This is a genomic window from Kerstersia gyiorum (assembly GCF_004216755.1).
Taxonomy (GTDB): Bacteria; Pseudomonadota; Gammaproteobacteria; order Burkholderiales; family Burkholderiaceae_B; genus Kerstersia; species Kerstersia gyiorum.
Map to the genome: position 1 here is coordinate 44,384 of NZ_SGWZ01000005.1, position 13,596 is coordinate 57,979.

General features: G+C 56.6%; 13 protein-coding genes and 1 tRNA gene. 12 read left to right on the plus strand and 2 right to left on the minus strand.

Annotated features, from left to right (window positions below):
* Window positions 1–30: 30 nt before the first annotated feature.
* A complete protein-coding gene (gene crcB / locus EV679_RS14110) occupies window positions 31–423 on the plus strand; it encodes a fluoride efflux transporter CrcB (protein ID WP_068371136.1) in 393 nt (130 codons plus the stop codon).
* A 147-nt stretch (window positions 424–570) separates the two neighbouring features.
* On the opposite strand, the gene htpG is transcribed toward crcB, so the two are convergent.
* Entirely contained in the window at window positions 571–2,478 is a 1,908-nt protein-coding gene (gene htpG / locus EV679_RS14115; RefSeq protein ID WP_130487553.1) for a molecular chaperone HtpG, read from the minus strand.
* 185 nt (window positions 2,479–2,663) lie between these two features.
* On the opposite strand from htpG, the gene EV679_RS14120 reads away from it, so the two are divergent.
* The 4 genes from EV679_RS14120 to EV679_RS14135 all read left to right on the plus strand — a co-directional run bounded on the left by EV679_RS14120 (window position 2,664) and on the right by EV679_RS14135 (window position 6,763).
* A complete protein-coding gene (locus tag EV679_RS14120; RefSeq protein WP_127773073.1) occupies window positions 2,664–4,052 on the plus strand; it encodes a uracil-xanthine permease family protein in 1,389 nt (462 codons plus the stop codon).
* A 211-nt stretch (window positions 4,053–4,263) separates the two neighbouring features.
* Window positions 4,264–4,348: transfer RNA gene (locus EV679_RS14125), tRNA-Leu, on the plus strand.
* A gap of 144 nt (window positions 4,349–4,492) precedes the next feature.
* On the plus strand, window positions 4,493–5,560 hold the full coding sequence (locus EV679_RS14130; RefSeq protein WP_130487554.1) for a site-specific integrase: 1,068 nt from the start codon (window positions 4,493–4,495) through the stop codon (window positions 5,558–5,560).
* A 207-nt stretch (window positions 5,561–5,767) separates the two neighbouring features.
* Window positions 5,768–6,763, plus strand: coding sequence for a DUF4238 domain-containing protein (locus EV679_RS14135; protein WP_130487555.1), 996 nt, complete (start codon window positions 5,768–5,770; stop codon window positions 6,761–6,763).
* A 593-nt stretch (window positions 6,764–7,356) separates the two neighbouring features.
* On the opposite strand, the gene EV679_RS14140 is transcribed toward EV679_RS14135, so the two are convergent.
* Window positions 7,357–8,325, minus strand: a complete 969-nt coding sequence (locus EV679_RS14140; RefSeq protein ID WP_130487556.1) for a hypothetical protein — start codon at window positions 8,323–8,325, stop codon at window positions 7,357–7,359.
* Between the two features lie 121 nt (window positions 8,326–8,446).
* On the opposite strand from EV679_RS14140, the gene EV679_RS14145 reads away from it, so the two are divergent.
* The 7 genes from EV679_RS14145 (at window position 8,447) to EV679_RS14170 (ending at window position 13,591) form a co-directional block, all read left to right on the plus strand.
* Window positions 8,447–8,683 (plus strand): hypothetical protein, encoded by a 237-nt coding sequence (locus tag EV679_RS14145; RefSeq protein ID WP_130487557.1) that lies wholly within the window; start codon window positions 8,447–8,449, stop codon window positions 8,681–8,683.
* 10 nt (window positions 8,684–8,693) lie between these two features.
* Window positions 8,694–9,308 carry a helix-turn-helix domain-containing protein gene (locus EV679_RS14150; RefSeq protein WP_086059800.1) on the plus strand — a complete coding sequence of 205 codons (615 nt, stop codon included), beginning with the start codon at window positions 8,694–8,696 and terminating at the stop codon, window positions 9,306–9,308.
* 152 nt (window positions 9,309–9,460) lie between these two features.
* Window positions 9,461–9,796 carry a TraK family protein gene (locus EV679_RS17660; RefSeq protein ID WP_165390058.1) on the plus strand — a complete coding sequence of 112 codons (336 nt, stop codon included), beginning with the start codon at window positions 9,461–9,463 and terminating at the stop codon, window positions 9,794–9,796.
* Window positions 9,797–10,102: 306 nt separating this feature from the next.
* Window positions 10,103–10,528 carry a conjugal transfer transcriptional regulator TraJ gene (traJ, locus tag EV679_RS14155; RefSeq protein WP_130487558.1) on the plus strand — a complete coding sequence of 142 codons (426 nt, stop codon included), beginning with the start codon at window positions 10,103–10,105 and terminating at the stop codon, window positions 10,526–10,528.
* The gene (gene traI / locus EV679_RS14160; protein WP_130487559.1) at window positions 10,525–12,111 is read left to right on the plus strand and encodes a TraI/MobA(P) family conjugative relaxase; all 1,587 of its coding nucleotides are present in this window, start codon (window positions 10,525–10,527) and stop codon (window positions 12,109–12,111) included. Before traJ ends, traI begins: the two co-directional genes overlap by 4 nt.
* Window positions 12,112–12,188: 77 nt before the next feature.
* Window positions 12,189–12,380, plus strand: coding sequence for a transcriptional regulator (locus EV679_RS14165; RefSeq protein WP_130487560.1), 192 nt, complete (start codon window positions 12,189–12,191; stop codon window positions 12,378–12,380).
* Window positions 12,381–12,469: 89 nt separating this feature from the next.
* On the plus strand, window positions 12,470–13,591 hold the full coding sequence (locus tag EV679_RS14170) for a Fic family protein (protein WP_130487561.1): 1,122 nt from the start codon (window positions 12,470–12,472) through the stop codon (window positions 13,589–13,591).
* Window positions 13,592–13,596: the final 5 nt, after the last annotated feature.

A 13,596-nucleotide genomic window follows, 5' to 3' on the forward strand; every position in this document is an offset into this window, starting at 1 on the left:
GGCGCATTCCATCCTTCCCGGCCCATCGCCATGAATGCCTTAACCATCGTCCTGGCCATCAGTTCCGGCGCTGCCCTCGGCGCGCTGGCGCGCTTCGGCCTCAGTGCGCTGTTCAACAACCTGCTGCCCCAGATTCCCATGGGCACGCTGGCCTCCAACCTGATCGCCGCCTACATCATCGGCTGCGCCATCGGTTATGCCAGTATCGTCGCCGAACTGCCTACCGTCTGGCGCCTGTTCATCATTACCGGCCTGGCCGGCGGCCTGTCGACCTTCTCCACCTTCACCGGCGAACTGCTGACCCTGCTGCGCAACGGCCAGCTGCTCTGGTCCGCCGGCATGATCACCGTGCACGTCTGCGGCTCGTTGATCTTCATGCTGCTGGGTATCTGGACCGTCAACCTGGTGCGCGGCAGCCACTGACGCCCCAAACAGGGAGACGCCGCAAAAAAACAGGGCTGCCTGCCGGTATTTGCCGGCAGGCAGCCCTGGATTCATTGCCATGGCGCCGAACTTGGCGGCTCCTTGTCAGCACAGCAGCCCCGCCAGGGAGCTGCCGGGTCATGCCGCTCAGCGTTGCAGCAGCAACTGATTGAGGCGCTTGACGAACTCGGCCGGGTCATTGAGCTGGCCGCCTTCGGCCAGCAGGGCCTGGCCCAGCAGCAGCTCGGCCCAATCATTGAAGCTCGCGTCGTCCGCTTCGCCCACGCGCACCACCAACGGATGATCCGGGTTGATCTCCAGCACCGGCTTGATCACCGGCGCTTCCTGGCCTGCTGCCTTCAGCATGCGCAGCAGATGCGGGCTGAGTTCGTTTTCTTCGACCACCACGCAAGAAGGCGAATCCACCAGGCGCGCCGTCACACGCACCGACTTCACCTTCTCGCCCAGTGCAGCCTGCAGACGCTCGACCAGCGGCTTGAACTTCTCGGCCACTTCTTCCTGGTGCTTCTTTTCGTCTTCGTCGGCCAGCTTTTCCAGATCCACGCCGCCCTTGGCGACAGACGCCAGTTGCTTGCCTTCAAACTCGCGCAGGTAGGACAGCATCCACTCGTCGATGCGGTCCGTCAGCAGCAGCACCTCGATGCCCTTCTTGCGGAACAGCTCCAGGTGCGGGCTGCTGGCGGCGGCGGTGTAGTTGTCCGCCGTCAGGTAGTAAATCTTGTCCTGGCCTTCCTTCATGCGGCCGATGTAATCCGCCAGCGACACGATCTGCGCCGCGCCTTCGCCGGCCGTCGAGGCAAAGCGCATCAGGCCCGCCACGCGCGCCTGGTTGGCCTGGTCTTCACCCACGCCTTCCTTGAGCACCTGGCCGAAGGCCTCCCAGAACACCGCGTAATCGTCCTTCTTGTTCTCCGCCATGTCTTCCAGCACGGACAGAATGCGCTTGGTCGAACCATCGCGGATGGCCTTCACATCGCGGCTTTCCTGCAGGATTTCACGCGACACATTCAGCGGCAGATCGGCAGAGTCGATCACCCCGCGCACAAAACGCAGATAGGACGGCAGCAGCTGTTCGGCGTCTTCCATGATGAACACGCGGCGCACATACAGCTTCAGCCCATGGCGGCTATCGCGGTCCCACATATCGAACGGCGCATGGCGCGGCACATACAGCAGCTGGGTATATTCGCTGCGGCCTTCCACGCGGTTGTGGGTCCAGGCCAACGGGTCTTCGAAATCATGCGACACATGCTTGTAGAACTCGCGGTACTGCTCGTCGGTAATATCCGACTTGCTGCGCGTCCACAAGGCGCTGGCCTGGTTCACGCTTTCCCACTCGTCTTCCTTGATCTGCTCGTTCTTTTCCTCGTCCCACTTTTCCTTGCGCATCAGGATGGGCAGGGAAATATGGTCGGAATAGCGGCGCAGAATACTGCGCAGGCGCCAGCCATCGGCAAACTCCTCTTCGCCCTCGCGCAGGTACAGCACGATCTCGGTGCCACGGCCAGCTTTCTCTGCCGGCGCCACGGAGAACTCGCCCTCGCCGGCGGACTCCCAGCGCACCGCCTGATCGGCCGGCAAACCAGCGCGGCGCGTCGTCACCACCACCTTGCTGGCCACGATGAAAGAAGAATAGAAACCCACGCCAAACTGGCCGATCAGTTGCGCATCCTTCTGCTTGTCGCCAGTCAGTTGCGAGAAAAATTCCTTGGTGCCGGAACGAGCAATCGTGCCCAGGTTGGCGATCACCTCGTCGCGCGACATGCCGATACCGTTATCGGAAATCGTGACCGTGCGGGCTTCCTTATCGAAATCAACGCGGATTTCCAGATCGGCGCCGCCTTCCTGCAACTCGGGGTGGTCGATTGCCTCGAAGCGCAATTTGTCGCAGGCGTCCGACGCATTGGAAACCAGCTCGCGCAGGAAAATTTCCTTGTTGCTGTACAGGGAATGGATCATCAGGTGCAGCAGTTGCTTCACCTCGGCCTGGAAACCCAGGGTTTCGGAAGAGGGGGACGTCGCGTTCTGGCTCATCGTACTTTCTGACACTTGAAAATTGATAGGAAAACGGCGGCCGCCACAGCGGGCAACACCGGAATCCTGTATTTATGGGGACAAACCGCAGCGATTTCAAGGGCTGCAGGCCCGGAAAGGCCCGCAAGCCTGGCCGCAAACGCGCCCAGGCCGTTAAAATGCGGCGCTTTGAACGGCCATCCGCCATGCCTACCGCTCCCCTCCCCCATACCGCCGCGCCTGCCGCGCCCGAGGATGCGCCACGCCAGGACCTGATCTACGGCCCTGACGACCGCCCCGCCCCGCCCGTTGCCTTCATCGCCGCGCTGCAGCACCTGCTGGCGATCCTGGTGCCCATCGTCACGCCCGGCCTGCTGATCTGCCAGGCGCTGAACGTCTCCAGCCGCGACACCACGCTCATCGTATCCATGTCGCTGGTGATATCCGGCATCGCTACCTGGCTGCAATGCCGCCGCTTCGGCCCGCTGGGCGCAGGGCTGCTGATCGTCCAGGGCACCAGCTTCAACTTCGTCGGCCCGCTGATCGCCGGCGGCAGCGTCATGGTCAAGCAAGGCACGCCGGTCGAAGCCGTCATGGCGGCCATATTCGGCGTCGTCATCGCTGGCTCCTTCGTGGAAATGGGCGTCTCGCGCATCCTGCCCTTCGTCAAGCGCCTCATCACGCCGCTGGTCACCGGCATCGTCGTCCTGCTCATCGGCCTGACCCTCATCAAGGTCGGCCTGATCAGCATGGGCGGCGGCTACGGCGCCATGCAGAACGGCACCTTCGCCAATGGCGAAAACCTCATCCTCTCCGGCCTGGTACTGGGCGCCATCATCGTACTCAACCGGGTTCCCGTCGTCTGGGTGCGCAGCACCGCACTGGTGCTGGCGCTCGTGCTGGGCTACCTCGTGGCTGGCTGGATGGGCCGCCTGGACTTCACCGGCGCCCGCGAAGCAGCGCTGTTCCAGATCCCCACGCCGCTGCACTTCGGCCTGGGATTCTCCTGGTCGCTCTTCGTCCCCATGCTGATCATCTACCTGGTGACCTCGCTGGAAGCCATCGGTGACATCACCGCCACCAGCAAAGTCTCGCGCGAACCGGTGGAAGGCCCGCTGTGGATGCAGCGCATCAAAGGCGGCGTACTCGTCAACGGCGCCAACTCCCTGCTGGCTGGCGTCTTCAACACCTTCCCCAGCTCGGTCTTCGCGCAGAACAACGGCGTCATCCAGCTCACCGGCATCGCCAGCCGCCACGTCGGCATCTGGATCGCGGGCATGCTCATCGTACTGGGCCTCTTCCCCGGCGTGGCCGGCATCCTCCAAGCCGTTCCCGAACCCGTACTCGGCGGCGCCGCCATGGTCATGTTCGGCGCAGTGGCGGCATCAGGCATCAACATCCTGGCCGGCATCGACCTGGACCGCCGCGCCCTGCTCATCATCGCCGTCTCGCTGGCGCTGGGCCTGGGCGTATCGCAGGTACCCGAAATCCTCAGCCACCTGCCCCAGGCCATCAAAAACGTCCTGGAATCCGGCGTTGCCACGGGCGGCATCAGCGCCCTGCTGCTGAACTGGTTCCTGCCGGAAAAGAAATAAGCGTTCAAAGCGGCGCTGCGGATAGAGGCCGCACATGAAGCGCAGTTGGTATTTTGGTTCTCGCCATCCTTTCATGGGAAAGGCCGCGAGAACCAAAAACCGGCCAGGGCACAGCAAATTTCACGCGGAACTTGGCCAATCTGCTGTAAACCACATATAATTATTGTCTTCGCATCTCCCGCAGCACATCTTACGTGTTCGCGACCAACCTGCCCGGGTGGTGAAATTGGTAGACGCAGGGGACTCAAAATCCCCCGCCGCAAGGCGTGCCGGTTCGATTCCGGCCCCGGGCACCACTTAAAAATCCCTAGTGTTTACAAACATCTAGCGTGATTTTTAGTCTTTCCCTAGCACTAGGGGATTTTCCAAGTTTGTGAGCCAGGTACAGTTTCGGTACAGTGGCGAAGCGCCGAGCGTACTTCCGGAGCTTCTGCACATACATGGCTACTATCGTCAAAACCCCATCTGGCACCTGGAAAGCCGTCATTCGCAAGACAGGCTGGCCAACTTCGTCCAAAACATTTCGCACCAAACGTGATGCCGAAGACTGGGCGCGTCGCACCGAAGACGAAATGGTGCGCGGCGTCTACATTCAGCGCGCCCCTGGCGAACGCATGACGCTTGAGTCGGCCCTAACCCGCTACCTGCGCGAAGTCACACCTACCAAACGCGAATCCACGCGTGCCTCTGAGTACAAAAAAGCACAACCGCTGCTCAAGCACCTTGGCAAATACTCCCTCGCCGCTCTCAGCGCCGATATCGTAGCGCAGTACCGCGACATGCGACTGGCAGGCGATCCTGACGAAAACGGCAAGCTGGTACCGCGCAGCAACAACACCGTGCGCCTGGAACTCGCGCTGCTCAGCCACTTGTTTACCATCGCCATCAAAGAATGGGGATTAGGCCTGCCCTTCAATCCCGTATCGCAGATTCGTCGTCCTGCTCCCGGTGCAGGGCGCAATCGTCGACTGACGTCCGCCGAGCACAAACGCCTGCTCGCAGCCGTCGATGCCTACTCAAACCCGATGTTCAGTTGGATCGTGCGTATCGCCCTGGAAACCGGCATGCGGCTATCCGAGATCGGCGGCCTGCGCGTGAGCCAAGTAGACCTGCAAAGACGCGTCGTGCGCCTGGACATCACCAAGAACTCATCGCCACGCACCGTACCGCTCACTAAAGCAGCGACAGCGGCGTTTCAGGCTGCGATGGATAACCCCACTCGACCGCCTGAAACCGATCTGGTGTTCTTTGGTGAACCAGGGCGTGATGGGGTGAGACGGCCGTACCTATTCGACAAGGCGTGGACGGACGCGAAGAAGGAGGCGGGACTGACGGACTTCCGGTTTCATGATCTAAGGCATGAAGCAGTTAGTCGACTGGTGGAAGCCGGGTTATCCGATCAGGAAGTGGCGGCGATCAGCGGGCATAAGAGTATGCAGATGCTGAAGCGGTATACGCACCTGCGGGCCGAGGATTTGGTAGGGAAGCTCGACAAGCTGAACCGTTGAGGGTTAGCTTAGACCAAGAGCGGAAGTTCATTTGGGTGAAGTCAATGTTAGGTGAACGCTGGTGGCTTCCTTAGCTACAGTTGGCCTGCTTCTACAAATCTAGGCATCCGGTATGCGCTTTTAGCAGCGGCCGGCATTTGCATTTTTAGAAGCTTGCGACACACGCGCTACATTGAACCCTGAACACTCTAGTACTGGGAGAAATCGGTGGAGAAAGACCTACAAGCAAAAAAAAACCATCACTATGTGTGGGCGGAATACCTCAAGAGATGGGCGCCGGACGGAAAAGAAGTTTTCTACCGTACGAAGAAAGGAAACATCAGCCAGGACAGCGTAAGGGCAGTTGCAAAGGAAAAGTTTTTCTACAAAATCACTCCTCTGACCGCATTGGATTTGAAGCTCATCGAACAACTATCCTCCCAGAGTCCTACTGCACTCCAAGAGCAGCATGCAAGATCCTTGAAGCCTTTTCTTGAAGTGCAATCCATTGCTGATTTTTACAAAAATTCCGGGTGTTCGAATGAAGAAGTAGAGAGGTTACTGGAAACACTCTGTTGCAATGGAATGGAAAACCTTCACATGCTACATGAAGGTGCCGTATCGCAAGTGCTAACTTCGCTTGCTAATGAACAGTTGGAAGTGCTTGAGGACAAGCAAAACCTTGTGGCGTTCATGGCGTTCATTGGCCACCAGCTATCAAGAACAAAAGCATTTCGTGATTCGATATTGCTGGCCTGTGAGCACCGCAACAAAGCCTCAGCGACGCACACCGAAACTATGGAAAATGCATGGTGGTATATCAGCTACATGCTCGGAATGAACCTCGGCTACAGCATGTACATAGGCCGCGAAGTAACTCGACAAGCATTGTTGATCAATAACACTAATGTTCCATTCATTACGTCCGATCAGCCCGTAGTGAATGTGCATTCCGATGTTTCGGAAACTGATTTTATTGCACCTGAAAACGCGGACTTTTTCTACCCGATATCACCACGCATAGGGTTCGCAATATGTGATTCTGATAGATTCAGCTCAGGCAAACAATTTGTGGATGAAAATATCGCTATCGAACTCAACTCCAAAGTTGCAAGCAACGCGCTCCATCACATTTTTGGTGACAGTGAAGATGCTCTTAAACCGTATATGAAACATGTGGGCAAGCGTATCCAAAAAACGATTCGCGCCGACGCCAAAATCTGAAACCGACTCGACTATTTTTGCCTAGATAATTAACCTAGTCTCACGCTACTGCATTCATCAATCTCTGCCAATGGTAGTTATGTAGCAGTAGGCAGCCTTAAAGAGATTGCGCGCATGACCGACAGCAATCGCCACACTGTTGCCGCGCAGTCCGTTTACTGAACGGCTGCAACGGGTCAAAAACAGCCTTTCGCAACCCTGCGTATATAGGCAATAACAGCCAAGACTTGGTGCCCGAGGCCAGAGTCGAACTGGCACGCCTTGCGGCGGGGGATTTTCTTACCACTTCGGCTTTCGCCGCCGTCGCTCTAAAAGCAACGTTCGTGGCCTGGAGCACGCCTTCACCTTAGTCTCTCGACCGTAGGTGCCCGCCGTCTGCTCTCTACACCTTCCTGGCGTTCAATCACCAGGCTTGGCTCGGTATTAGCTCGGATACTTAATCCAGGGCCTTCACCGAGTTTGACGGGCTTCACCTCATGGGTTTCCCCTTGAGGGCTCAAATTGGTCTGAGTCCCCTGCGTCTACCAATTTCACCACTCGGGCACAGCCGGGAATTTAGCATTAAAAAGCAGCTTAAATCCCAGAAAACAGCTTTATTTAGCGGGCCGCAAAGACCGATCCGTAAGTGAGGCTAATCTAGCGTAGCGTCGGCAGAAATGTTCGCTGGAGCACTGATCCCATAACGACAAAAAGGGATTGAAAACGTACTCACCGACGGATGGCGCGCAGGACAAACCTCGTCGCATCCATTCCTTCCGGATCGCGAAGGCATAGTCATAATCAGCCTTCAATCGGGCCAACTCGATATCTGCAAAATAGTCCGCGATATCAGACATCACACCCAACACATCGGGCTGGTTCGCAGCGATTGCTAGCTTCAGGCACAAGTAGGATCGAATGCCCCACTCCAAAGGATATTCCAGCCTAGCCTGAGCATCAACGGGCAGCTGAGCACGGTACAGCCGTACCGCTTGAGCAAGGTCTTGATAGGTAATCGACTCATCGCAATCAAAATTGCTGTAGAGCTTCATTTCCAGATCATCCAAGGCTGTTTCATAGCTGTCCGCATCCCCGACGCCAAAGGCGGCATCTTCCCAAATGGCATGCCACAGCTGTCCGGGGCCTTCACGAAACCATGCCAGAGCCCCCATAGCGCCGTTACCCATGCTGCCAGCTAGGGGTTGGGTAGGAAATCTTGCCAACGGGGCGCATATCGCCTCCTGAGCGCTGTAGTAGCGTCCATCAGGAAAGAGCACATCCAAGTATTGCACCCACTCGTCTGTCATTGCGACGGTGCCGTAAAAATTCTTGCGCCATTTGTTGCTCACATTGGTATCCCAGGTACGGCCAGGATAGCGAGCATGCATGGTCTCGTCGAACCACCGCGAGAACTGCGCCAGGTTGTTGGCGCAGCAGACCTTGATAAACAAATGATTCAGCGTTGCAACGGTACGGACACGATCGCGCATTTCCTGCTGGCGCGTCTTCGTCGTCCCAACGGGGCGACCGCGACGCGAAATCCGAGACGAGGGTTGAACACGGGCGGCGGGCTGATCCTTCATTCGTAATCGTTTTGGATGTAGACCGAGTTGCAGACGAATTAATTTTACAGGTGAATTTTGCGTATGTAGGGCAAAACTACGTGTGTTGAAAGTAATTAATCACAGCGTCTGGAGCCACCCAATGTCCGCTACCCTCACCACATTGAAAGAGCGCTATTCCGTGCTGCTAACACTCGGCCAATTGGCCGAAGTCTTAAATCGCAGCCCTGATGGTCTACGCATCAGCTTGAGCTCATCGCAATCCGACTGGGCTGACCAAATCAATTCAACCAAGGTCAAAATCGGTAGGCGTGTGTATTTCCGCACTGAAGGCATCGCCCGTCTGATCGACGAAGCTTTCTCTGCTCACGATTCGTAAGGGGTCGACGATGAGCCAACAAGCCGATCTACTACACGCTGAAACCACGTGGTTTCATATCTTTCATTCGATGATCCAAACGGGTGACATCTCGCGGATGGGGCCGTATGCCGTCACGGTGTACCTCGTGATCAAAGCGCATACCAACTTCCAATCAGGCCGCGCCTTTCCTGCCGTCACGACCATCATGGCCGAGTCCGGGATCAGCCGTAGCCAAGTGCTGCGCGAGCTACAAACGCTGCAACGCTTTGGCTACATCACTAAAACACGTGTGGGGCGTCGCAACGAATACCGCCTACGTGAGAAGGTCTGCATCCGCGATGAACAAGGCAAACTCACCGCAGTCGCGACGTGGGACTACCTACCATCCACTGTGCAGGCGGCAACCGCTGACCTGAAGAGCGCCCTATCTTCGGGAAACTATGCCGAGTCTCGCCTCGTACACATCGAAAAGCTTCAGGTAAACGTCACACATGCCAGTGGCAATGCGGTGGTTGTCAACGCGCAAGAGTTCGCGTGCTTACCCGAAGAAATGCGAAAACTCCTGATGTCGTTACGACAAAAAATACAAGCCGACGATGATCCTGAAGTTATACACATGCCTACCAGATACGTTTCCGGTTGAGACCTAAGTTATCCACATTGGTATCCCGACAAGACCGTTTAAGCCGAAATTGGTATCCCCCAGAGACCCTAACAAGATAGATATATATATCTAACAAGAGGACGAAAAATGCGACCTAGCCTGTGGGCAACCACACTTCCAAGCGTGCTGACATGAAGGCACTGACAGAAAGAATTGCTGAACGACAAAGAAGCGCTGCGCCAAGTTCAGCAGGTGCAAACCGCGCAGTGATGTTGGCTCTGCGAGATGACATTCAACAGGCGTTAGACGACGGGTGGTCAGTACTAGCCATTTACCAGACCTTGCATGATGAGGGCCAGCTGACGTTCAGCTATCAAGCCTTTCGTCGGCACGTGAACCGGCATTTGCTCGGCAAACCACCTGAACAGCCCAAACAGAGAGTCGCCAGCTCAGCGGCAGAGAAGCAGCATACAGCGCCACATAAATTCACGTTCAATCCGAGCCCAAACCCGCGAGACCTGCTCTAATGCACCGCCATTTTTTGTTCTTGCTACGTCCATTCGTCGAACGTACTGTTTGTCTTGGCGTTCAATCGTCGTTCAATGCAGTCATTGATCGTTCAATCTTTGTTCAAACGCGGAACAGAGTGGCTTTACACGACAAAACCGCGCAGAAATCGTGGGAAAGAGTACTGTGTCAAGCGGGCAGGATAGGTAAAGTAGGCCCACCTGCAAGCAGTCGGTCCTTCTTTACTTTCCCGTATTCGCACCTAGCGGCGCTCAATGGGAATCCTGCCCTGCGGGGCCAGCGGCATGCGCCGCGGGGGTTACGCCATGGATAGGCAGAGCAGCCCCGCTACGCGTAAAACGCAGCCGCCCATCAAGGTGTATTGCCTACCCGAAGAGCGCGCCGAGATCGAAACCATGGCTCGCAATAGCGGCCACAGCGTGTCGACTTATCTGCGTTTGGTGGGTCAGGGCTATCGCGTCACTAGCATCATTGACTACCAGCAAGTACAAGAGCTCGCCAAGATCAACGGCGATCTGGGACGCTTGGGCGGACTGTTAAAGCTATGGCTGACTGACGACGCCAAGCTGGCGCCGTACGATATGACCGCGATGAGTAAAGCCATCGTGGGCGTGTTGGACGAGATCCGCGCCAACCAAGCCACTATTCGAACGGTGATGACCGCCATCGTCACGCCTTTAGCCGCTAAAAATTTAGCGGCTAAAAATCCTGCAGCGAGAGACGGCAGATGATCATCAAACACGTCGCGATGCGCTCACCGCGCAAAAGTAGCTTTGGCGACTTGGCTCGCTATCTATCGAACCCGAAAGACACAAGCGAGCGCGTCGGCACCATACGCATCAGCCACTGCCACTCTGATGAACTGACTGATGCCACGTTGGAGATCATGGCAACCCAGGCCTGCAACACACGCGCCAGAGGCGATAAGACCTATCACCTGATCATTTCGTTTCGCGCCGGTGAATACCTGCCTGATGACGTATTGGCTGCTATCGAAGACCGCGTGTGTACGGGCCTGGGTTTTGCCGACCATCAACGTGTCAGTGTTGTTCACCACGACACAGACAACCTGCATATCCACTTGGCCATCAACAAAATTCATCCTTCACGTCTGACCATGCATGAGCCGTACTTGGCATATCGCATCATGGCAGACCTGTGCGAAGCCATCGAGCTGGACTACCAACTAGCGCCCGACCACCACCAAACGAGAAAACGTGGAGCAGCGAGTCGCGCAGAAGACATGGAGCGAGCTGCAGGTATCGAAAGCCTGCAAGGCTGGATCAAACGCGAATGTTTGCCACAACTGCAGCGTGCTGCTTCCTGGACAGCACTGCATGACGTCTTACACAGTCACGGCCTGAGGCTTTGTGAACGAGGCAATGGCTTCATCATTCAAAACAGCGATGGCTTAGCCGTCAAAGCCAGTTCTGTATCTCGCGATCTTTCAAAAGTGAAGCTAGTCACCCGCCTGGGCGCCTTTCAAACGCCCGTACAGCCGCCAGGAGGGGCAAACGCAGCCCGCACATACCAACGACAGCCCCTACCATCCAAAATCGACACGAGCGGCCTCTACGCCAGATACAAAGCTGAGCAGCAGCATCAAGCCTCGCTGCGCACCGCCGCCTTGAGAGCCGCACGTGAACAACGCAACCGGGCGATCGACTTAGCAAAGACAAAAGCCCGCCTGAAACGGTCAGCAATCAAAATACTTGGAAGCGGGCGACTCACGAAAAAGCTGCTGTATGCGCAAACCCATCAAACGCTGCTCGCAGAGCTCGCCACGGCACAGGAGCGCTATCAACGGGAACGAGGCGCGATTTCAGAGCTGCACCGACCGTGCGAGTGGCAGGAATGGCTGCAACAGCAAGCCAAGGCGGGAGACAAAGAGGCCTTGCTAGCACTGCGAGCCAACCTGGCTTGGCAGGCGCTCAACGGAAATATCGTTACGGGCAAAAAGCGATACAACGATATTTCCATCAAGCGGCCTGACCACGTGACCAAGAAAGGCACACTGATTTACCGAAAGGCAGACGCTACTATCCGCGATGACGGCGACAAGCTCCGCATCGCCACGGATGCCAACATGGAAGGTTTAATCGCAGCCCTGAAGATGGCCTCTCAACGATATGGCCAAACGCTAACGGTGGCAGGCAGCGAAACCTTCAAAGAAAACATCGCGCAAGCCGCCGCCGTGGCAAAACTGACTGTACGTTTTGACGACCCAATATTGGAGCGACGCAGACTTGCTTTGCTGTCTAGTCAACACCAGAAAGATACATCGACAAACCGCGCACCGCACACTCGCCGATAAACCCAATCACCCGGTAAGACAAACGCATGCCAAAATTTTAGCGGCTAAAGTTTTAGCGCCGCGCTACGAGGACAACCATGAGCTCTCCCTCCGACGACAACTTGCCCGAACCTTTCTTTATTACAGAAGAGATCGCCGAGCAAATGAAAGCGGCTGGCTATATATTCGAGCCACCAAGCCACGTGACGACGACCAATGCACGAGAACTATTCGGACTGCGGCCAGGCGAAACCGTATCTGAAGCCCTGGCCCGCCAGCAGGTGTCGTAACGCAGCGGAACCGAGCCACCCGACGCAATAAACCCCGCGACGGTGTATCAGGGTTTGACGAAAACCTAAAACGCCGCCACAATAACCGCATGAAATACGGTGAATATATTTGGCAATCGCCGCACTGGCCTGATTGGCGCTACGACCTGACCGCCCTGGCAGAACCCCTGGCGGCCGTCAGTCGTGCTCAAGGCCTGTTGCTTGGCCGCCTGACAGACGTGGGAATGGCACTGCGCGACGAAGCCAGCTTAGCAGCCCTGACCGAAGACGTCGTGCAAACCAGCGCCATTGAAGGCGAAACGCTCAATGTCGCCTCGGTAAGGTCATCGGTAGCACGTCGTTTAGGCGTCGATATCGGTGCTTTGGCTCCCGCAGACCGTCATGTCGACGGCATCGTCGACATGATCCTGGACGCCACCAGCAAAGCGATGGCCCCCCTCACGACCGAGCGCCTATTCGGCTGGCACGCGGCGCTATTTCCTACTGGCTACTCTGGCATTAATGCGATCAAGGTCGGCCACTGGCGGGACGACAGCAACGGTCCCATGCAAGTCGTCTCAGGCTCTATCGGACGGGAAAGGGTGCATTTTGAGGCACCGCCTGCCAACCGGCTAGCGGCAGAGATGGCACGCCTCCTAACCTGGCTAAATGACGCAGCCCCAAAAGAGCCCGCACTCGTTCGCGCTGGTTTAGGACACCTTTGGTTTGTCACATTGCATCCCTTCGACGACGGCAACGGCCGTATTGCACGTGCTATTGGCGATCTGCTGCTTACCCGCGCCGACGGCAGCCCACAACGGTTTTACAGCTTATCAGCCCAGATCCAACGAGAGCGCAAAGCCTATTACGACATCCTTGAACGCACGCAAAAGAGTGGCATAGATGTAACGCAGTGGTTAGCGTGGTTTCTTGAGACCCTGCTAAAAGCCATCGAACACGCCCATGGCGTCCTCGATCAAGTTTTCACCAAGGCGAAGTTCTGGCAGCACGCCGCAACCATTCCGATGAATGAGCGACAGATAAAGGTGCTGAATCGGCTACTGGATGGATTTGAAGGCAAGCTGACGACTAGCAAATGGGCAGCGCTAGCCAAATGCTCTCAAGACACGGCTTTACGTGACATCACAGAGTTGCTACAGCGGAGTGTTCTACAAAAAACCAACGCAGGTGGCCGCAGCACAAGCTACCAAATCCGACAGCTCCATGATTAAGCATA

Bases quoted from the DNA above. Each gene is read 5' to 3' on its own strand.
- crcB (WP_068371136.1), top strand. From the start codon at position 31: ATGAATGCCTTAACCATCGTCCTGGCCATCAGTTCCGGCGCTGCCCTC.
- EV679_RS14165 (WP_130487560.1), top strand. From the start codon at position 12,189: ATGAGCTCTCCCTCCGACGACAACTTGCCCGAACCTTTCTTTATTACA.
- EV679_RS14150 (WP_086059800.1), top strand. From the start codon at position 8,694: ATGAGCCAACAAGCCGATCTACTACACGCTGAAACCACGTGGTTTCAT.
- EV679_RS17660 (WP_165390058.1), top strand. From the start codon at position 9,461: ATGAAGGCACTGACAGAAAGAATTGCTGAACGACAAAGAAGCGCTGCG.
- EV679_RS14170 (WP_130487561.1), top strand. From the start codon at position 12,470: ATGAAATACGGTGAATATATTTGGCAATCGCCGCACTGGCCTGATTGG.
- EV679_RS14120 (WP_127773073.1), top strand. From the start codon at position 2,664: ATGCCTACCGCTCCCCTCCCCCATACCGCCGCGCCTGCCGCGCCCGAG.
- EV679_RS14130 (WP_130487554.1), top strand. From the start codon at position 4,493: ATGGCTACTATCGTCAAAACCCCATCTGGCACCTGGAAAGCCGTCATT.
- traJ (WP_130487558.1), top strand. From the start codon at position 10,103: ATGGATAGGCAGAGCAGCCCCGCTACGCGTAAAACGCAGCCGCCCATC.
- EV679_RS14140 (WP_130487556.1), bottom strand. From the start codon at position 8,325: ATGAAGGATCAGCCCGCCGCCCGTGTTCAACCCTCGTCTCGGATTTCG.
- htpG (WP_130487553.1), bottom strand. From the start codon at position 2,478: ATGAGCCAGAACGCGACGTCCCCCTCTTCCGAAACCCTGGGTTTCCAG.
- traI (WP_130487559.1), top strand. From the start codon at position 10,525: ATGATCATCAAACACGTCGCGATGCGCTCACCGCGCAAAAGTAGCTTT.
- EV679_RS14145 (WP_130487557.1), top strand. From the start codon at position 8,447: ATGTCCGCTACCCTCACCACATTGAAAGAGCGCTATTCCGTGCTGCTA.